Genomic DNA, 20,504 nt, shown 5'->3' on the forward strand with positions numbered 1-20,504 from the left:
CTCCGTTAATTAAAGGGGGAAGTTAAAAGCCAGCAGAATACGGGCAACCGGTTCATGTGAAGTCGCGATAACGTTGCGCTCATTGAAACCCGGAGAGGACATCCCACATCGCGGCCCCAGCGCCATGCGTTGTCAGTACGTGGACAGGCGCTTAGCCGCAAATATCGCGCCTCCCGACGCCCTCCAGGTGATGCCTGCGGGTCACTTTGCTCATCGCCAGAGTGGAGATAAATTAGCGAAACTGAAAAACATTTGTTCCTTGAAGAGCAAAATGAGCCGGAAATTCGATTATCTGGGAGATGTTGAGGTTTTCATTACCGTTGTTGAACACGGCTCATTTACCGCGGGCGCCGTCGCTCTTGCAACCACCCCATCCGTTTTAAGTCGTGCGGTCTCCCGGCTTGAGGCGCGTCCTGGCCGACAGCTCTTACAGCGAACCACGCGGCGTATTAGTCTGACGGAAGCCGGACGGATATATTTCGAGCAGACACGCTCAGCCTTTACCCTACTCGATGAGGCGGAATGCGAAGTTCAGGGCCAGGAAGGAGAACTGACGGGGCGTGTACGAATGAGCGTCCCGACAAGCTATGGCCACTACCGGCTCCCCCCTTTGCTGGCACGCTTTCCCCGACAGTACCCGCAGGTTCAGGTAGAACTGAACATCACCAATCGTAATGTCGATCTGGTCGCTGAAGGGTTCGATCTGGCGATCCGCCTGGGTCAGATGCCTGACAGTGGCCAGGTTGCACGCAAGCCAGAGGATGCCGGACTGCTGCTGGTGGCATCACCCGATTATCTTCGGCAAATGGGAACGCCTCAGACGCTGGAAGATCTGCAACGGCACGTCTGTCTGCCTTTTGTCATGCCCCGAACAGGACGTCGCGCGCCCTGGGTGTTTCGTGATGCCGGTCGCGAAGTCGACTGGCTTCCCGTTTCATATATTGAAACGTCAGATGATGTGCTCGGCGTAGTATCACTGGCTGAACAGGGTATTGGCATCTGCCAGAGCTATGAGTTCATCGTCCATCAGCGGATACAACGCGGGCAGTTAGTCGAGGTGCTGCCACAACTGCGTGGGCGCTCCCGACCTTTCTCCGTTATCTATGCCCCCCATCGACACCAATCGACAGCCACGCGGGCTATGATTGATCTTCTGACCTCGGGAGTGATAACGCCCCCCTGACAGCGTAAAGACAATACCTTCTTACCAGACCGCAACCCCCCGCAGGACGGGGGATAGCGTATTTCCCGAACATGGCTGCGCGCCGGTTATTTCCGGGCCAGCACGCGTTCTACGGTATCGACTACCGCCTGAGTCTGCGGATCAATTTCAATATTTACCCGGTCGCCCCGTTTTTTGGCGCCCAGCGTCGTGCGTTGCAACGTTTCCGGAATCAGGTGTACCCAAAAACCGTCCGCCGCGACCTCCCCGACGGTGAGGCTGATTCCATCAACGCCGATATATCCTTTGTAGAGGATATATTTCATTAATGTCGGCTCCCGGACCTTAAATCCAATCCGGTGGTTATTTTCCGTAACCCGAATTTGCACCACTTCTGCGGTGGTCATAATGTGGCCCGACATCAGGTGGCCGCCTATTTCATCGTTGAATTTAACGGCACGCTCGACGTTGACGTGTTCGCCCAGGCGAAGCGTTGCCAGATTGGTCACGCGCAGCGTCTCTTGCATTAAGTCAAAACTGACTCTCGCCCCATCGATCCTGGCAACGGTCAGGCAACAACCGTTGTGTGCCACCGATCCACCGGTTTCCAGCCCAGGGAGCAGTTGTGCAGGTAACTTCACCACATGAGTACGAAAATTGTCCTTTTCGTCGATAGACAAGACCTCAGCGGTGCCGCTTACAATACCGGTAAACATATTTTGCTCCTGTCATTATTCGTGAGCGCATCATGACCATTTGACAGTGTGTCACCCTCATCTGGCCCTCTACTCCGGCTATTCCTCACCGGCCAACCGCCGATACTGCGCAAAGCGGGCCCGCGCATCCTCCTCGGTTCGGCTGAAAAGCGCATCCGCAAGATGCGGCGTCGTTTTGTGCAATGAGGCATAGCGTACTTCGCCAAGCAAAAAGTCGCGGAAGCTCTCTTCCGGCTCTTCGGAATCCAGCATAAACGGCGTTTTACCTTCGGCTTCGCGCTGCGGATGATAGCGCCACAGGTGCCAGTATCCCGCTTCAACCGCCCGTTTCGCCTCACGTTGGCTACAGCGCATCCCGGCTTTCAGACCGTGGTTAATACAGGCAGCATAGGCAATCACCAGCGACGGTCCCGGCCAGGCTTCGGCCTCGGCGATAGCCCGCAGAGTCTGATCTTTATCGGCGCCCATGGCGACCTGGGCCACATAAACATTGCCGTAGCTCATCGCCATCATGCCAAGGTCTTTTTTCCGCGTGCGTTTACCCTGGGCGGCAAACTTCGCAATCGCCGCCACCGGGGTTGATTTAGACGACTGCCCGCCGGTATTGGAGTAAACCTCGGTATCAAACACCAGAATATTCACATCCTCGCCGCTCGCCAGCACGTGGTCGAGCCCGCCAAAACCAATATCGTAGGCCCAGCCGTCACCGCCGAAAATCCACTGCGAACGGCGGACAAAATAGTCGCGGTTCTGCCACAGCTGCTCCAGCAGCGGCACGCCCTCTTTTTCCGCCGCCAGCCGTTCACTGAGCCGGTCGGCGCGTTCGCGGGTGCCCTCGCCCTGGTCCTGCAGCGTCAGCCACTGGCGCATCGCGTCGAGGAGTTCCTCGCTTACCGGCAGCGTCATCGCGACGGTGATATCATCGGCAATGTGTTGACGCACTGCCTGGCCGCCCAGCATCATGCCGAGTCCAAATTCCGCGTTATCCTCAAACAGCGAGTTCGCCCATGCCGGGCCGTGACCGCGGTGGTTAGTGGTATAGGGAATCGACGGCGCGCTGGCCCCCCAGATAGAAGAGCAGCCGGTGGCGTTAGCGATCAGCATTCGGTCGCCAAACAGCTGGGTTATCAGCCGGGCATAAGGCGTTTCTCCGCAGCCCGCGCAGGCACCGGAAAACTCCAGCAGCGGGGTTTCAAACTGGCTGCCTTTGACCGTCGTTTTAGCAAACGGATTGTGCTTCGGCGTCAGCGCCAGCGCATAGTCCCAGACCGGCGCCATCTGGCGCTGGCTATCGAGAGGCTGCATTTTTAGCGCCTTGCCGCGCGAAGGACAGATATCCACGCAGTTGCCACAGCCGGAACAATCCAGCGGCGAGATAGCCAGATGATAGTGATACGCCTTCGCCCCCTGCGCGGGCTTGCTCAGCAGTCCGACCGGGGCGGCATCCTGCTCTTCGTCATTAAGCAACGCCGGGCGGATCGCCGCATGCGGGCAGATAAAGGCGCACTGATTACACTGCGTGCAACCCTCGGGCTGCCAGACCGGCACTTCCAGCGCGATCCCGCGTTTCTCCCAGGCGGCGGTTCCCGAGGGAAAGGTTCCGTCCTCCATACCGACAAAGGCGCTCACCGGCAGCCGATCGCCGCACTGGCGGTTCATCGGCTGCAAAATATCGCGGATGAAATCCGGCATCATGACTGAAGCCTGCGCCGCGGGTTCATCCAGCGTCGCCCAGTGGGCGGGTATCGTCACCTGATGCAGCGAGGCCATGCCCAGCTCAATCGCCCGCTGGTTCATCTCGATCACCCCCGCCCCTTTGCTGCCGTAGCTTTTTTCAACCGCCTGCTTGAGGTAATCCGCGGCGGTCTGCGGGTCGATAATCGCCGCCAGTTTAAAGAACGCCGCCTGCATCAGCATATTAAACCGCCCGCCCAGCCCGAGCTCGCGGGCGATGTCCACGGCGTTGAGGGTATAAAAACGGATATTTTCCCGCGCCAGATAGCGCCTGAAGCTGACCGGCAGATGCTGCTCCAGCTCGGCATCAGACCAGCTACAGTTGAGCAGAAAAGTCCCGCCAGGCTGTAACCCATCCAGCAGGTCATAACGCTCAACGTAGGATTGCTGCGAGCAGGAGATAAAATCGGCGCGATGGATCAGGTAGGGCGAATTGATCGGTCGGTCGCCGAAGCGCAAATGCGAAACGGTAATGCCGCCGGATTTCTTCGAGTCATAGGAAAAGTAGGCCTGCGCATAGAGCGCGGTTTTGTCGCCGATAATTTTAATCGCGCTTTTATTGGCCCCGACGGTGCCGTCCGAGCCCATGCCCCAGAATTTACAGGCGGTAATCCCGGCATGAGAGACCGCCAGCGTCTGCTGACGCGGCGGTAGCGAGGTAAAGGTCACATCATCGACAATTCCCAGCGTGAATCCGTCCATCGGCAGCGGCTGGTTCAGATTGTCAAACACCGCCGCGATATCGTCGGGCAGAACATCTTTGCCGCCCAGCGCATAGCGGCCACCGACAATCAGCGGCGCATCGTCGTGATGGTAGAACGCGTTTTTCACATCCAGGCACAGCGGTTCGGCCTGAGCGCCGGGCTCTTTGGTACGGTCGAGGACCGCAATACGCTGTACGGTTTTCGGCAACTGAGCAAAGAAGTGGGCCAGCGAAAAAGGGCGAAACAGATGCACGCTGAGTAGCCCAACCTTCTCTCCCGCCGCGTTTAGCGTATCTACCACTTCCTGGATGGTGTCGCAGACCGACCCCATGGCGATAATCACCCGTTCGGCATCCGTCGCGCCGGAGTAGTTAAACAGATGATATTCCCGCCCGGTGAGCGCGCTGATTTGCGCCATATAGCTTTCGACCATGTCGGGCAGCGCCTGATAAAAACGGTTGCCCGCCTCCCGTTCCTGAAAGTAGATATCCGGGTTTTGCGCCGTGCCGCGGATGACCGGGTGATCCGGATGCAGCGCGTTACGACGGAAACGGTCCAGCGCCGACCGGTCCAGCAGCGTCGCCAGCTGGTCATACTCCAGCACCTCGATTTTTTGAATTTCGTGCGAGGTACGAAAACCGTCGAAGAAGTTAACAAACGGGATGCGTCCCTTAATCGCCGCCAGATGCGCCACCGCCGACAAATCCATCACCTGCTGGACGTTGTTCTCCGCCAGCATCGCGCAGCCGGTCTGGCGAACCGCCATCACGTCCTGATGATCGCCAAAAATATTCAGCGAGTTGGTCGCCAGCGCCCGGGCGCTAACGTGAAAGACGCCCGGCAGCAGTTCACCGGCGATTTTGTACAGATTGGGGATCATCAGCAGCAACCCCTGCGACGCCGTATAGGTAGTGGTCAGCGCCCCGGCCTGCAGCGCGCCGTGTACCGCGCCTGCCGCCCCGGCTTCCGACTGCATCTCCATTAAACGCACCGGCTGGCCAAAGAGGTTCTTTTTCCCTTGCGCCGCCCACTCATCGACGTTTTCCGCCATCGGCGTGGAGGGGGTAATGGGATAAATCGCTGCGACCTCGGTAAAGGCATAGGAGATCCAGGCCGCCGCGGCGTTGCCATCCATTGTTTTCATTGTTCCGGACATTGTTCAATCCTCGAAGGTGAGAGGCATCTTCGCCGCCACAAAAAAGCGGCAAACCCAGTTGTTGCCTCAAGCACAGCCTGTGCCAGCTCGCGAATTACAAAATAATTAGCGTTAATTCAATATCTTAGAGGGGAATTTGCCGCATATAGCGCGGAGAGATTGCGTGAAATAAGACACTGAGCGCGACAAGCTGTTGAACAGGCGACAAAGCGCCACCATGGCCGCGGCGAGCAGAATTGTTCTGTTTCCCACATTTGGTCGCCCTATTGTGCCGTTTTGTTTTGCGCCCGTCGCAGCAGATCAAAGTAAATTACATATAAATCAATACATTAAACAAACCGGCACGGCTGGTATATTCCCTGCACTTCTCTGCTGGCAAACACTCAACAACAGGAGAAGTCACCATGACCATGCGTCAATGCGCTATTTACGGTAAAGGCGGTATCGGCAAATCCACCACCACGCAGAACCTCGTCGCCGCGCTGGCGGAGATGGGTAAGAAAGTGATGATCGTCGGCTGCGACCCGAAGGCGGACTCCACCCGTCTGATCCTGCACGCTAAAGCACAGAACACCATTATGGAGATGGCAGCTGAAGTGGGCTCGGTAGAGGACCTCGAACTTGAAGACGTTCTGCAAATCGGCTACGGCGACGTGCGCTGCGCCGAATCCGGCGGCCCGGAGCCAGGCGTCGGCTGCGCGGGGCGCGGCGTGATTACGGCGATCAACTTTCTGGAAGAAGAAGGCGCCTACGAAGACGATCTCGACTTCGTCTTCTATGACGTGCTCGGCGACGTGGTCTGCGGCGGCTTCGCTATGCCTATCCGCGAAAACAAAGCCCAGGAGATCTACATCGTCTGCTCCGGCGAAATGATGGCGATGTATGCCGCCAACAATATCTCCAAAGGGATCGTTAAATACGCCAAATCCGGCAAGGTGCGCCTCGGTGGCCTGATCTGTAACTCACGCCAGACCGACCGCGAAGACGAACTGATTATGGCGCTGGCGGAAAAGCTCGGTACCCAGATGATTCACTTTGTGCCTCGCGACAACATCGTGCAGCGCGCGGAGATCCGCCGGATGACGGTTATCGAGTACGATCCCACCTGCCAACAGGCCAACGAATACCGCACGCTGGCGCAGAAGATAGTCAACAACACCATGAAAGTGGTGCCGACGCCCTGCACCATGGATGAGCTGGAATCGCTGCTGATGGAGTTCGGTATCATGGAAGAGGAAGACACCAGCATCATTGGTAAAACCGCCGCCGAAGAAAACGCGGCCTGAGCACAGGACAATTATGATGACCAACGCAACAGGCGAACGCAATCTGGCGCTGATCCAGGAAGTCCTGGAGGTGTTCCCGGAAACCGCGCGAAAAGAGCGCAGAAAGCACATGATGGTCAGCGATCCGGAAATGGAGAGCGTCGGCAAGTGCATTATCTCTAACCGCAAATCGCAACCCGGCGTGATGACCGTGCGCGGCTGCGCCTACGCCGGTTCCAAGGGGGTGGTATTTGGGCCAATCAAGGATATGGCCCACATCTCGCACGGACCGATCGGCTGCGGCCAGTATTCGCGCGCCGGACGCCGCAACTACTACACCGGAGTCAGCGGCGTCGATAGCTTCGGCACCCTGAACTTCACCTCTGATTTTCAGGAACGCGATATCGTCTTCGGCGGCGATAAAAAGCTCAGCAAACTGATTGAAGAGATGGAGCTGCTGTTCCCGCTCACCAAAGGGATCACCATTCAGTCGGAATGCCCGGTGGGGTTGATTGGCGATGATATCAGCGCGGTGGCCAACGCCAGCAGCAAAGCGCTGGATAAACCGGTGATCCCGGTACGCTGCGAAGGCTTTCGCGGCGTATCGCAGTCGCTGGGGCACCATATCGCCAACGACGTGGTCCGCGACTGGATCCTTAACAATCGCGAAGGACAACCGTTTGAAACCACCCCTTACGATGTGGCAATCATCGGCGACTACAATATCGGCGGCGATGCCTGGGCCTCGCGTATTCTGCTTGAAGAGATGGGACTGCGGGTGGTGGCGCAGTGGTCCGGCGACGGCACGCTGGTGGAGATGGAGAATACCCCCTTCGTCAAGCTGAACCTGGTCCACTGCTACCGTTCGATGAACTATATCGCCCGTCACATGGAGGAGAAACATCAGATTCCGTGGATGGAGTACAACTTCTTCGGGCCGACCAAAATCGCCGAATCGCTGCGCAAAATCGCCGACCAGTTCGACGATACTATTCGCGCTAACGCCGAAGCGGTGATCGCCAGGTATGAGGCGCAGATGGCGGCGGTTATCGCCAAATATCGCCCGCGCCTGGAGGGGCGCAAAGTGCTGCTCTATATGGGCGGCCTGCGACCACGCCACGTCATTGGCGCCTATGAAGATCTCGGCATGGAGATCATCGCCGCCGGGTATGAGTTTGCCCATAACGATGATTACGACCGTACCCTACCGGATCTCAAAGAGGGGACCCTGCTGTTTGATGACGCCAGCAGCTACGAGCTGGAGGCGTTCGTCAAAGCGCTGAAGCCCGACCTTATCGGCTCCGGCATCAAGGAAAAATATGTCTTCCAGAAAATGGGCGTACCGTTCCGCCAGATGCACTCGTGGGACTATTCCGGCCCGTATCACGGCTACGATGGTTTCGCCATTTTCGCCCGCGATATGGATATGACCCTCAACAACCCGGCGTGGGGCGAACTGACCGCTCCGTGGCTGAAGTCTGCGTGATTGCCCACTCACTGTCCCGTCTGTTCACCGATTTGTGGCGCGGGAGGAGAACACCATGAGCCAAACGATTGATAAAATTAATAGCTGTTATCCGCTATTCGAACAGGATGAATATCAGGAACTGTTCCGCAATAAGCGGCAGCTGGAAGAGGCGCACGATGCAGAGCGCGTGCGGGAGGTCTTTGCCTGGACCACCACCGCCGAGTATGAAGCGCTGAATTTTCAGCGCGAGGCGCTGACCGTTGATCCGGCGAAAGCCTGCCAGCCGCTTGGCGCAGTGCTTTGCTCGCTGGGATTCGCTAACACCCTGCCCTATGTTCACGGCTCCCAGGGGTGCGTGGCCTACTTTCGCACCTATTTCAACCGCCATTTCAAAGAGCCGATCGCCTGCGTCTCCGACTCGATGACCGAAGACGCGGCGGTCTTCGGCGGCAACAACAACATGAACCTGGGCCTGCAGAACGCCAGCGCGCTGTATAAACCGGAGATTATCGCCGTTTCCACCACCTGCATGGCGGAAGTTATCGGCGATGACCTGCAGGCGTTTATCGCCAATGCCAAAAAAGATGGCTTTGTCGATGGCAGCATCGCCGTGCCGCACGCCCATACACCAAGCTTTATCGGCAGCCACGTCACCGGCTGGGACAATATGTTTGAAGGGTTCGCCAGAACCTTTACCGCCGACTATCAGGGGCAGCCGGGCAAACTGCAGAAGCTCAATCTGGTCACCGGCTTTGAAACCTATCTCGGCAACTTCCGCGTATTAAAGCGGATGATGGAACAGATGGCGGTACCGTGCAGCCTGCTCTCCGATCCGTCAGAGGTTCTCGACACCCCCGCCGATGGCCATTATCGGATGTATTCCGGCGGCACAACGCAGCAGGAGATGAAAGAGGCTCCCGACGCCATCGATACGCTGCTTCTGCAGCCGTGGCAGTTACTGAAGAGCAAAAAAGTGGTGCAGGAGATGTGGAACCAGCCCGCCACCGAGGTGGCGGTTCCGCTGGGTCTGGCCGCCACCGATGAGCTGCTGATGGCCGTCAGTGAGCTCAGCGGCAAGCCAATCGCCGACGCCCTCACGCTTGAGCGCGGCCGGCTGGTTGACATGATGCTCGACTCCCACACCTGGCTGCATGGTAAGAAATTTGGCCTCTACGGCGACCCGGACTTCGTGATGGGCCTGACCCGCTTCCTGCTGGAGCTGGGCTGTGAGCCGACGGTGATCCTGAGCCATAACGCCAACAAGCGCTGGCAAAAAGCGATGAAGAAAATGCTCGATGCCTCGCCGTACGGGCGCGACAGCGAAGTGTTTATCAACTGCGATTTGTGGCACTTCCGTTCGCTGATGTTCACCCGTCAACCGGACTTTATGATAGGCAACTCCTACGGCAAGTTTATCCAGCGCGATACCCTGGCGAAGGGCAAAGCCTTTGAAGTACCGCTTATCCGCCTCGGCTTTCCGCTGTTCGACCGCCACCATCTCCACCGCCAGACCACCTGGGGTTATGAAGGGGCGATGAACATTGTGACGACGCTGGTGAACGCCGTGCTGGAGAAACTGGATAGCGATACCAGCCAGCTGGGTAAAACCGATTACAGCTTCGATCTTGTCCGTTAACCATCAGGTGCCCCGCGTCAAGCGGGGCCAGGAGGGAGTATGCCCATCGTGATTTTCCGTGAGCGCGGCGCGGACCTGTACGCCTATATCGCCAAACAGGATCTGGAAGCGCGAGTGATACAGATTGAGCATAACGACACTGAACGCTGGGGCGGCGCGATTTCGCTGGAAGGAGGACGCCGCTACTACGTGAATCCGCAGCCGGGGCGGCCCGTCTTCCCGATAAGTCTGCGCGCGACGCGCGACACGCTGATATAAGGAGCAGGAGATGTCCGACAACGATACCCTTTTCTGGCGTCTGCTGGCGCTGTTTCAGTCCCTGCCGGACCTGCAGCCGGCGCAAATCTTAGACTGGCTGGCGCAGGAGAGCGGCGAGACCCTGACCCCGGCGCGGCTGGCTACCCTGACGCAGTCCCGACTGGCCGCCAGCTTTCCCTCGACAACGGCAGTCATGTCTCCCGCCCGCTGGTCACGGGTGATGGCAAGCCTGCAGGGCATGCTGCCTGACCATTTACGCATCATTCGCCCCGCCCAGCGTACGCCGCAGCTACTGGCGGCATTTTGCTCCCAGGATGGCCTGGCGATTAACGGCCATTTTGGCCAGGGGCGGCTGTTTTTTATCTATGCATTCGATGAGCAAGGCGATTGGCTGTACGATCTGCGGCGCTATCCGTCCGCGCCCCAGTCGCAGGAGGCCAACGAGGTGCGGGCCCGGCTTATTGAGGATTGCCAGCTGCTGTTCTGCCAGGAGATCGGCGGGCCCGCCGCCGCCCGGCTGATTCGTCATCGAATCCACCCGATGAAGGCGCAGCCTGGCACTCCCATTCAGGCCCAGTGCAAGGCGCTCAGTACGCTGTTGGCCGGGCGTTTGCCGCCGTGGCTGGCGAAGCGGCTTAACAGGGATAACCCTCTGGAGGAACGCGTTTTTTAATCCCTGTTTTGTGCCTGTTGCCCGCTGACCCCGCGGGCTTTTTTTCGCCCCCTTCCCTGGAGGATGGCTTCTGGCCGTGACATCATTCGCCGCGGGTTAGCGTGATGCCATTGTCTGAGGGCTGGTCTGGCACATACCCGATGCTAGTGCCGCGGCGCTAACACCCAATGATGTTCAAAGAGTTCGAAGACCGCAGGTTGGTGGCTGATGGCCAGTACTATCGTCTCTGGCAGCGCCTGTTGCAACAGCCCGAGCAGGTCAATCGCGGCCGCGTCGTCCAGATGGCTGGTCGCCTCGTCCAGGCACAAAAGCGCAGGCCGTAATAAAAGGGCCCGGGCCAGCGCCAGACGCTGCTGCTCGCCGCCTGATAATATCCGACTCCAGTCATGTGCCTCATCCAGGCGAACGTAGAGTGCTGGCAGACCGACCAGCGTCAACACATGGCGTAGCTGCGGCGTATCCGGCGTTTGCGCCAGCGGGTAGCTCAGCACGCGACGCAGCGTATCCTGTGGCAAATAGGCTTTCTGCGGCAGGAACAGTATGTCTCCCGCAGGAAGACTCCATTGGCCCGATGCGGCAGGCCATAGACCAGTCAGCGTACGCAGCAGCGTGGTCTTGCCGCTCCCGCTGGGGGCCGAGAGTATGGCCCACTCCCCCGGCGAGAGGGAGGCGGTAAAGGGGGGAAATAATGCTGAACCATCGCAGTGGCGTACAGTAAGCCTGGAGATGTTCAGGGCATCGCCTGCGCAGGGAATTGCCGGCGATGCCGGTAAACATTGCAGGCTGCGCTGGAATTCCCACAGCCGCTCAACGGTAGCGGACCAGCGCGCCAACTGGCGATAGGAGTCGATGAACCAGCCAAAGGCGTCCAGCACGTAGCCGAAGGCGGCCCTGGCCTGCATGATCGCTCCCAGAGAGACCAAACGCGACAAATAAAGCGGCAGAACGGCGAATACCGGGATCATCAGACTAAAGCGGAAGTAGAGCGTGGTAAAGGTGTCCAGCCGGAACTCCTGTCCCATCAGGCGGCGCCAGTTTCTGGCGATGGCCAGGAAACATTGCTGCATTCGCATTTTCTCGGTCTCTTCCCCGCGATAGAAAGCGATTGACTCGCCATGTTCCCGTACCCGCAAAAGCGTGGCGCGGTAGTCCGCTTCAGCGCGCTGTTGCGCGACGTTGAGTCCGTGTAAACGGCGGCCAAACAGATGGGCCAGTACGCTGCTCACTGCCGCATAGCCCAGCGCTATCCACACCAGATAGCCGTGGATAGTCACGGCGTAACCGTTGCTGATGTGCAGTGTGTGTACGCCGGACAGTTGCCAGAGAATCGCGATGAACGAAAACAGGCGGCCGATATTTTTTACCAGGGAAAGCAATAATTCCAGACTCTGCTCAATCAGCAGCTTAATGTCTTCGGTAATACGCTGATCCGGATTATCTGGCTCGCCTGTCATACTGAGCCGATAGTGGGCGCTGCCCATCAGCCACATCTGCTCGAAACGCTGCGCCATGTCCCGACGACAACGAATGAGCAACAGCTTTTTCAGCCAGTTGCCGCAGGCGATAGTCAATACGAATAGCATGGTGTATCCCGCATAGCGCAGCGCTAATGTCGCCACGCTGGCGTGCTGAAAATAATCGGCCAGCGCATCATAAAAATCTTTACTCCAGTTGTTATACAAAACGCTAATGCCCACAACAGATAGCGTCAGGCCGACGATGGTCAGGAATAAAAGCCAGTGAAGGGCTGCGCTGCGAACAAACCAGAAAGGGGAAATCAGTTGATAAAAACGTTTAAGTGTCTGCATCAGGCATCAAACCAGCGGCCTGCCAATGGCAGACCGCATTCCGTCGAGAGAGAACCGGCGATCAAAACGTATATTTCGCCGTCAGCATAAAGTTGCGCGGATCGCCGTAAAAGTTGTTGGCGCCGAGGTGGCGGTTGATCAGATTGCGGTAATAGACCTTGTCAGTCAGGTTGTTGCCCACCAGGTTAAAGCTCAAATTATCGCTATAGCGGTAGTTCACGTTAGCGTTCAGCAGAGTGTACCCACCCTGAGACAGTCCGTAAGCCCGGTTAATGTAGGTTGCCGTGGCGGTCTGCGCCGTCAGGCCAGCACCGATGGTCCATTGGTTTAACGCGCCAGGCAGCGTGTAGCTGCTGTAAAGCTTGAACATATGCTTCGGCGTACGCGGACTGAATCCAGCGGCTTTCTGACTTTCTGTCGCCTCAAGATATTTGCTGTTGGTCAGCGTATAGCCTGACTGTATCTGCCAGCCTTCGGCGAGTTTACCGGCGATTTCCAGTTCCAGGCCCTGACTGCGAACCTTGCCTTCAGCGCTGTAGCAGCCGCTGTCGGAATCGATACATACAGAGCTGTCCGCCTCGGAAAACGCGCGGTTGGACTGAATGATGCGAAACAGCGCCAGCGAAGTGTTCAGACTGCCATTCAGGAATTCGCCTTTCACCCCTGTTTCATAGTTGACGCCGGTGATGGCGGGCAGAATGGTGTTATTGCGGTCCCGTTCGCTTTGCGGCTTGTAGATATCCGTATAGCTGACATACCAGGTGTAGTTGTCGGCGAAATCCCACAGCAGGCCAGCGTAGGGCACGAATTTATCGCGCACATGCAGGCGGCTATGCTCGCTGGAGGCGCTATTGCGGTGGTTGTCATAGTAGTAGTCATAGCTATAAGCGCTGTAACGGCCACCCAGGATAAGCTTCCAGTCATTCGCCAGCTCCAGGCGTGTCGTGGCGAACAGCCAGCGCTGATATACGTTGTAACGTTCGTTGTAGCGGCTATTGTAAAGACCGGGATTCGACCAGTCGGGTTCAGCCACGGTGTTCGGCTGCCAGTTGAAGATATCGACCGTGGAGGTATTCGCTATCCTGCCAAACTGGTTGTCGAAATTCTCTTTCTGGTAATCCCCGCCGAACACCAGTTCGTGGCTGCGTCCCAGTAACGCGAACGGGCCGCTCATGCTCAGGTTGTAGCCCCACTGTTCGCCCTTGTTGTCGTAGCGCAGATTATTGTTGAGTCTACCGGTGCCGACGGCCGGATCGACCCCCGTCGTACCGTTGCCCCATGCGCTGATGTACCGGCCATCGGAGCGGGAGTGGGTGTAGTTGAGGGCGCTTTTCAGCATCCAGTCGTTGGTAAATATGTGTTCAAACTCGACGAACGGATTGATTTTTTCGAAGTTGATGCGGTTCCAGCTGGCCCCCAGATAGGTACTTCGCGGCAGATGCAGACTGCTCTTGTCGCTAGCGAACGGCACGCCATAGATATCAGGCACCGAGCGGGTCTTCTGCCAGTTGAGACCCGTCGTCACAACGGTGTCGGGTGTCAGGTCGTAGGCCAGTACGCCATACAGCACATTGCGTTCGTTGTGAAGATAGTCCACGAAGCTTTGCTTGTTCTGATAAACGCCAACCACGCGGCCGCGCAGGCTGGCATCATCATTTAACGGTCCGGAGATGTCCATTTCGCCGCGGTAGTTGTCCCAGCTTCCCGCGCTGACGCTGCCGGAACCCTGAAATTGATAGGTGGGCTTCTTACGCACCAGATTAACCGTACCGCCCGGCTCGCCGCTTCCCTGCGTCAGGCCTGACGCGCCTCGCAGGATCTCCACTCGATCATAAATCGCCATATCGGGCGATTCGCTCGACGCCTGAAAAGAGTTCATCACGCTGCTTTGGGTGGAGGTGTTGACGCCATCTTCCTTGATGTTGTCCATCACGAACGCGCGCGATTCGTATTTCACCTGAAAACCATTCTGATTGACGACGTTAACCCCGGTAGTCTGCCCCATCGCCTCGTCCAGCGAGGTCATATTCTGGTCGTTCATGCGCTGCCGCGTCATCACGCTCACCGACTGCGGGGTTTCGCGTGGCGACAGATTCAGCGGCGTGGCGGTACTCATATTGCGCGTGGTGTAGGAGCCGGAGCCTTCAGTGACGCCATTCTGATCGACAGTCGCCAGCACCACCATCTCATCACCCTCAGGAACGGCTCCTAACAGGTAGGAGCCGTTGGGCTGGCGCACTGCCTGCAGGCCGCTGCCGGCCAGCAAAATGCCGAACCCCTCTTCTACGCCATAGTTGCCCGTCAATGCCGCGCCGCTGCCGGTCGCCAGGCTGGCGTCCCCTGCCAGATACACCCCTGACTGGGCGGCAAACTGGCTAAGCTGCTGGTTCAACGGTCCGGCCGGAATGGCGTAGGCGTGCGATGCAGGACTATTCGCCTGCACCAAACCAGGAGCGACCAGCAGCGGTGTACCACACAGTAACAACCGGATGGCAACGGCGAGTGAGACGGGGGTTCGGCTTGCGCCGGATAATGAGATTAATGATGTCAGCGACATACCGATTTACCTTCTACCCAGAGAGAAAAACAAGGAGGTTTTCTGGTGAATCGAAGGAGAAAGGCAAAAAGGGAACCTGAAAAATAAAAAAATTTGTGTTCAGCGCTTTTCCACCGTCACCCACCAGGAGAAACGCCGATGGATACGGACAGGAAAAACGCGCGCCAGCATCGCCAGCGACTTGTCGGTATCGGTCAACGGGAAAGCGCCCATCACCCGCAGATCGGCAACATCCAGATCGCAGGCCAGATAGCCGCGGCGGTAGCGCGCCAGACGCCTGATGATCTCGCCCAGCGGAACGTTATTCGCTTGCAATATGCCTTGCGCCCAATCGGCGTCAGGGAACGCATTGGCTAACAGCTCGCCCTTGCCGTCCCGATCAAACCCCAGTTGCTGACCGGCATTCACCCGGCGCAAAACGTGCCCACGTTGCGCAGAAACTTCCACCGTACCGTTGTAAACCGCCAGATGAGTCAGACCTTCCTGTTGCTCGACACTGAAACGGGTACCCAATGCCTGCATCCGGCCCTGAGCGCTTGAGACAAAAAAGGGTCGCGAATCGCGGGCGGTATCGATTAACAGGTCACCTGACAGCAGGATAATTTGCCGACGCCGTTCATCATAGCGCACATCAACGGCACTGGCGGTGTTCAGCCAGAGCCGCGTACCATCTTGCAGCGTCAGCTGCTTTATTTCGCCGGTGGTGCTGCGGTAGTCCGCGCTGGCGGCAAGCAGCGATTCCCGCAGTGGCGTATGGCGGTAAGTTAGCCATGAAAGCAGCGTGCCGGAAGCAAACAACGCGGTCAGTTTCAGTACGCGTCGCCGTCCCATAACCGTGGAAGGTCGCAGCAGGGTATCGGCGGCGGCGGATGCAAGTCCGCCACTTAGCGGCTGAAAACGCTGGCTGACGGTCTGCACATAGCGCCAGGCATGGCGGTGTTCTTCGCTGGCCTCCAGCCAGGCGCGCCAGCGCAGATGGATTTCAGCCTGCGGTTCGGCCTCAAGCAGCTGCGCATACCAGTCTGCGGCTTGCTGCAGCGCCTGATAACCGGGTTTATGGACGAAGGCGTTTGGCATAGCGGCGTTAACGGGGAGCCGCAGAGGGATCATATGCCGTGGCATCGCTCAGTTCCGCTTCCAGTAACACGCAGTGGAGCATCGCTTGCGCCATATACTTCTTCACCATTCGTTCGGAAACCTGTAAGGCCAACGCGATTTGTGCGTAAGTCATCCCCTGGAGCTGCGACATAATAAAAGCGGCGCGCACTTTTTCCGACAGGCTGCGCAGCATGGCGTCAATCTGATACAACGTTTCGAGGATCAACACTTTATGTTCGGTGGAAATCACGATGGTGCCCGCATGGAGCTGCAATGTGTTAAGCCACGCTTTTTCTAATTCTTTTCGCCGCCACAGATCGACGCACATACCGTGCGCCATCACGCTCAAATAGGCCCTCGCGCCTTCGTTGCTGTCAAAACTTCGGGGTTTCAGTAGCAGCTGGATAAAGACATCGTGGGCCAGATCGGCGGCATCGCTAAAGTTGCCTAACCGTTTACGCAGAATCCCTCGCAACCAGCTGTGATGATGCAGGTATAATTGATCGATTTCCGATGAAAATGAGGCATCGATGGCGGACATATCAGGTTCTCAGGCTTCCACATTGAGTGATTTTTATCACACTTTAATTGAGAACGATTTTCATTTCAATTATAAGCAAACAGAAGCCACCTCATCAGGCGCTTTTCGCGATCAGCGCCAGACTTGTGGCATGACTCCGGGCCTTTAGCTAAGCGGCGCCATGCATAAAGCCACAGGAGTTGCCAGGATGAATGCAGCCCGACGCCTCCCCCTTAATGGCAATGGCGTCAAAACACGTTACGGACCGATACATCGTGCATTCTCCCTCCTTTTTAACCCAGTAGCTACATTGTCCGATTGTTACCTTTGTCGCAAAACCAACAACATCTTTTCTTTAAAAATCAAGGTTCCGCTTATGGAGCGCGAATTGCATCCTCCCCTCATCCCCCCATCGTCAATGAGGTCACTATGAAGGGAAATGAGATTCTGGCGCTGCTGGATGAACCGGCCTGTGAACACAACCATAAACAAAAATCCGGCTGCAGCGCGCCCAAACCCGGTGCCACCGCCGGCGGCTGCGCGTTCGACGGCGCGCAGATAACCCTGCTGCCCATTGCCGACGTGGCGCATCTGGTCCATGGCCCCATCGGCTGCGCCGGAAGCTCCTGGGATAACCGCGGCAGCATCAGCTCCGGGCCCACCCTTAACCGACTCGGGTTCACCACCGATCTCAACGAACAGGATGTGATCATGGGCCGCGGCGAACGCCGCCTGTTTCACGCCGTGCGCCATATTGTCACCCGCTATCATCCGGCGGCGGTCTTTATCTACAACACCTGCGTCCCGGCCATGGAGGGCGATGACCTGGAAGCGGTATGCCAGGCCGCGCAGACCGCTACCGGCGTACCGGTTATCGCTATTGATGCCGCCGGTTTTTACGGCAGTAAAAATCTCGGCAACCGGCTGGCGGGCGAAGTCATGGTGAACCGGGTCATCGGCCAGCGCGAACCGGCCCCCTGGCCGGAAACCTCGCCGTTTGCGCCACAACAGCGTCACGATATTGGCCTGATTGGCGAGTTCAATATTGCCGGCGAGTTCTGGCATATTCAGCCGCTGCTCGATGAACTGGGGATCCGCGTGCTCGGCAGCCTCTCCGGCGATGGCCGTTTTACCGAGATCCAGACCATGCACCGGGCGCAGGCCAATATGCTGGTCTGCTCGCGGGCGTTAATTAACGTCGCCAGAGCGCTGGAGCTGCGCTACGGCACGCCGTGGTTCGAGGGCAGCTTTTACGGGATTCGCGCCACCTCCGACGCCCTGCGTCAGCTGGCGGCGCTGCTCGGCGATGACGACCTGCGCCACCGCACCGAAGCGCTGATTGCGCGGGAGGAGCAGGCGGCAGAACTGGCGCTACAACCGTGGCGCGAACAGTTGCGCGGCCGCAAAGCGCTGCTCTATACCGGCGGGGTGAAATCCTGGTCGGTGGTATCGGCGCTGCAGGATTTGGGTATGACCGTGGTGGCAACCGGCACGCGTAAATCCACCGAAGAGGATAAACAGCGGATCCGCGAGCTGATGGGCGACGAGGCGGTGATGCTGGAGGAAGGTAACGCCCGCATCCTGCTGGACGTGGTGTATCGCTATCAGGCCGATCTGCTGATCGCCGGCGGACGCAATATGTACACCGCCTATAAAGCCCGGCTGCCGTTTCTCGATATTAATCAGGAGCGCGAGCACGCCTACGCCGGCTATCAGGGCATCGTCACCCTCGCCCGCCAGCTCTGTCAGACCATCAACAGCCCGATCTGGCCACAAACCCATTCCCGCGCCCCCTGGCACCAGGAGTAAACCATGGCAGACATCTTCCGCACCAATAAACCGCTGGCGGTCAGCCCGATCAAAACCGGCCAGCCGCTCGGCGCGATCCTCGCAAGCCTCGGGATCGCCCACAGTATCCCCCTGGTCCACGGCGCCCAGGGTTGTAGCGCCTTCGCCAAAGTCTTTTTTATTCAACATTTCCACGACCCGGTTCCCCTGCAGTCGACGGCGATGGACCCCACCTCGACGATTATGGGCGCGGATGGCAATATTTTTACCGCCCTGGATACCCTGTGCCAGCGCAATAATCCGCAGGCTATCGTACTGCTCAGCACCGGGCTGTCTGAAGCCCAGGGCAGCGATCTCTCCCGCGTGGTTCGCCAGTTTCGCGAAGAGTATCCCCGCCACAAGGGGGTGGCGATATTGACGGTTAACACCCCGGATTTTTATGGCTCCATGGAAAACGGCTTCAGCGCGGTGCTGGAGAGCATTATTGAACAATGGGTGGCGCCAGCGCCGCGCCCCGCTGCGCGTAACCGCCGGGTCAACCTGCTGGTCAGTCACCTCTGCTCGCCGGGCGATATCGAATGGCTGCGCCGCTGCGTTGAAGCCTTTGGCCTGCAGCCGATAATTCTGCCGGACCTGGCGCAATCGATGGATGGGCACCTGGCGGCGGGGGATTTTTCGCCGCTGACCCAGGGCGGAACGCCGCTGCGCCAGATAGAGCAAATGGGGCAAAGTCTGTGCAGCGTCGCCATTGGCGTCTCTGTGCATCGCGCGTCGACGCTGCTGGCCCAGCGCTGCCGGGGGGAGGTTATTTCCCTGCCGCATCTGATGACCCTCGAACGCTGCGACACTTTTATCCATCAGCTGGCGAAAATTTCCGGTCGCGGCGTTCCCGAGTGGCTGGAACGCCAGCGCGGCCAGCTGCAGGATGCGATGATCGATTGCCATATGTGGCTCCAGGGCCGGCGCATGGCGATAGCAGCGGAAGGTGATCTGTTGGCGGCGTGGTGTGATTTCGCCAATAGCCAGGGGATGCAACCCGGCCCGCTGGTCGCTCCCACCAGCCACCCCAGCCTGCGCCAGCTGCCGGTCGAACGCGTGGTGCCTGGGGATCTGGAGGATCTGCAAACCCTGCTGTGCGCCCATCCCGCCGACCTGCTGGTGGCCAACTCGCACGCCTGCGACCTGGCGGAGCAGTTCGCGCTGCCGCTGGTGCGCACGGGGTTTCCTGTCTTTGACAAGCTCGGCGAATTTCGCCGGGTACGCCAGGGGTATTGCGGAATGCGCGATACGCTGTTTGAGCTGGCGAATCTGCTGCGCGAGCGCCATCACCACCTCGCCCGCTACCGATCGCCGCTGCGCCAGAGCACAGAATCGTCACTCTCCACAGGAGGCGCATATGCCGCCGATTAACCGTCAGTTTGAGATGGTCCATTCCGATGACTGGTCTATGAAGGTCGCCTTCGCCAGTTCCGATTATCGTCATGTCGATCAGCATTTTGGCGCCACGCCGCGGCTGGTGGTGTACGGCGTCAGGGCAGATCGGGTCACGCTGATCCGGGTGGTGGATTTCTCGGTCGAAAACGGCCATCAGGCGGAGAAAATAGCCCGGAGGATCCACGCCCTTGAGGATTGCGTCACGCTGTTTTGCGTAGCGATCGGCGAGGCGGTTTTTCGCCAGCTGTTGCAGGTCGGCGTGCGTGCCGAACGCGTCCCGGCCGACACCACCATCGTCGGCTTACTGCAGGAGATCCAGCTCTACTGGTACGACAAAGAGCAGCGTAAAAGCACACGTCAGCGCGACCCGGATCGCTTTGCCCGTCTGCTTCAGGAACAGGAGTGGCATGAGGATCTGGATTCGCGGCATTAGTCGTGTCGTTTCTGTGACAAAGCCCACAAAACATCGCGACACTGTCGGGCGAGTCTTGTCAGGTTAAAAACATAACCAATTGAAAATAATTAAT

Annotated in this window: 15 protein-coding genes; 9 read left to right on the forward strand and 6 right to left on the reverse strand. The window is 58.2% G+C overall.

Annotation, left to right across the window (positions count from 1 at the left end; genetic code table 11):
* Positions 1–271: 271 nt before the first annotated feature.
* Positions 272–1,183, forward strand: coding sequence for a LysR family transcriptional regulator (locus Electrica_RS16290; protein WP_141964963.1), 912 nt, complete (start codon positions 272–274; stop codon positions 1,181–1,183).
* Between the two features lie 86 nt (positions 1,184–1,269).
* On the opposite strand, the gene Electrica_RS16295 is transcribed toward Electrica_RS16290, so the two are convergent.
* On the reverse strand, positions 1,270–1,878 hold the full coding sequence (locus Electrica_RS16295) for a riboflavin synthase subunit alpha (RefSeq protein ID WP_100684995.1): 609 nt from the start codon (positions 1,876–1,878) through the stop codon (positions 1,270–1,272).
* A gap of 78 nt (positions 1,879–1,956) precedes the next feature.
* Positions 1,957–5,472 (reverse strand): pyruvate:ferredoxin (flavodoxin) oxidoreductase, encoded by a 3,516-nt coding sequence (gene nifJ / locus Electrica_RS16300; protein ID WP_141964964.1) that lies wholly within the window; start codon positions 5,470–5,472, stop codon positions 1,957–1,959.
* A 404-nt stretch (positions 5,473–5,876) separates the two neighbouring features.
* Between nifJ and nifH the strand changes: the two genes are divergently transcribed.
* From nifH to Electrica_RS16325, 5 genes are read left to right on the forward strand one after another with little or no spacing between them, the layout of a single operon-like run.
* Positions 5,877–6,758: a nitrogenase iron protein gene (nifH, locus tag Electrica_RS16305; protein WP_131048392.1), complete on the forward strand. Its 882-nt coding sequence runs from the start codon at positions 5,877–5,879 to the stop codon at positions 6,756–6,758.
* Positions 6,759–6,774: 16 nt separating this feature from the next.
* Positions 6,775–8,223 (forward strand): nitrogenase molybdenum-iron protein alpha chain, encoded by a 1,449-nt coding sequence (nifD, locus tag Electrica_RS16310; protein WP_131048391.1) that lies wholly within the window; start codon positions 6,775–6,777, stop codon positions 8,221–8,223.
* A 55-nt stretch (positions 8,224–8,278) separates the two neighbouring features.
* Positions 8,279–9,841, forward strand: a complete 1,563-nt coding sequence (gene nifK / locus Electrica_RS16315; RefSeq protein ID WP_131048390.1) for a nitrogenase molybdenum-iron protein subunit beta — start codon at positions 8,279–8,281, stop codon at positions 9,839–9,841.
* 39 nt (positions 9,842–9,880) lie between these two features.
* Positions 9,881–10,099 (forward strand): putative nitrogen fixation protein NifT, encoded by a 219-nt coding sequence (gene nifT / locus Electrica_RS16320; RefSeq protein ID WP_131048389.1) that lies wholly within the window; start codon positions 9,881–9,883, stop codon positions 10,097–10,099.
* Positions 10,100–10,109: 10 nt separating this feature from the next.
* On the forward strand, positions 10,110–10,772 hold the full coding sequence (locus Electrica_RS16325; RefSeq protein WP_141964965.1) for a NifB/NifX family molybdenum-iron cluster-binding protein: 663 nt from the start codon (positions 10,110–10,112) through the stop codon (positions 10,770–10,772).
* A 143-nt stretch (positions 10,773–10,915) separates the two neighbouring features.
* On the opposite strand, the gene Electrica_RS16330 is transcribed toward Electrica_RS16325, so the two are convergent.
* The 4 genes from Electrica_RS16330 to Electrica_RS16345 form a co-directional block, all read right to left on the reverse strand.
* A complete protein-coding gene (locus Electrica_RS16330) occupies positions 10,916–12,580 on the reverse strand; it encodes an ABC transporter ATP-binding protein/permease (RefSeq protein ID WP_141964966.1) in 1,665 nt (554 codons plus the stop codon).
* 61 nt (positions 12,581–12,641) lie between these two features.
* A complete protein-coding gene (locus Electrica_RS16335; RefSeq protein WP_141964967.1) occupies positions 12,642–15,137 on the reverse strand; it encodes a TonB-dependent siderophore receptor in 2,496 nt (831 codons plus the stop codon).
* 99 nt (positions 15,138–15,236) lie between these two features.
* Positions 15,237–16,259 carry a FecR domain-containing protein gene (locus Electrica_RS16340; protein WP_228267377.1) on the reverse strand — a complete coding sequence of 341 codons (1,023 nt, stop codon included), beginning with the start codon at positions 16,257–16,259 and terminating at the stop codon, positions 15,237–15,239.
* Complete coding sequence (locus Electrica_RS16345) at positions 16,222–16,776, reverse strand: sigma-70 family RNA polymerase sigma factor (RefSeq protein WP_141964968.1); 555 nt, start codon at positions 16,774–16,776, stop codon at positions 16,222–16,224. The genes Electrica_RS16340 and Electrica_RS16345 overlap by 38 nt, the downstream gene beginning before the upstream one ends.
* A gap of 408 nt (positions 16,777–17,184) precedes the next feature.
* Here Electrica_RS16345 and nifE point away from each other — a divergent pair, with 408 nt between their 5' ends.
* Genes nifE through Electrica_RS16360 form a run of 3 tightly spaced genes read left to right on the forward strand, consistent with a single transcriptional unit; the run spans position 17,185 to position 20,410 of the window.
* Complete coding sequence (gene nifE, locus Electrica_RS16350) at positions 17,185–18,564, forward strand: nitrogenase iron-molybdenum cofactor biosynthesis protein NifE (protein WP_141964969.1); 1,380 nt, start codon at positions 17,185–17,187, stop codon at positions 18,562–18,564.
* Positions 18,565–18,567: 3 nt separating this feature from the next.
* A complete protein-coding gene (gene nifN, locus Electrica_RS16355) occupies positions 18,568–19,953 on the forward strand; it encodes a nitrogenase iron-molybdenum cofactor biosynthesis protein NifN (RefSeq protein ID WP_141964970.1) in 1,386 nt (461 codons plus the stop codon).
* The gene (locus Electrica_RS16360) at positions 19,940–20,410 is read left to right on the forward strand and encodes a NifB/NifX family molybdenum-iron cluster-binding protein (protein ID WP_141964971.1); all 471 of its coding nucleotides are present in this window, start codon (positions 19,940–19,942) and stop codon (positions 20,408–20,410) included. Before nifN ends, Electrica_RS16360 begins: the two co-directional genes overlap by 14 nt.
* Positions 20,411–20,504 lie beyond the last annotated feature (94 nt).

Origin of the sequence: Klebsiella electrica (assembly GCF_006711645.1) — a bacterium.
In the GTDB taxonomy this organism is placed as follows: Bacteria; Pseudomonadota; Gammaproteobacteria; order Enterobacterales; family Enterobacteriaceae; genus Klebsiella; species Klebsiella electrica.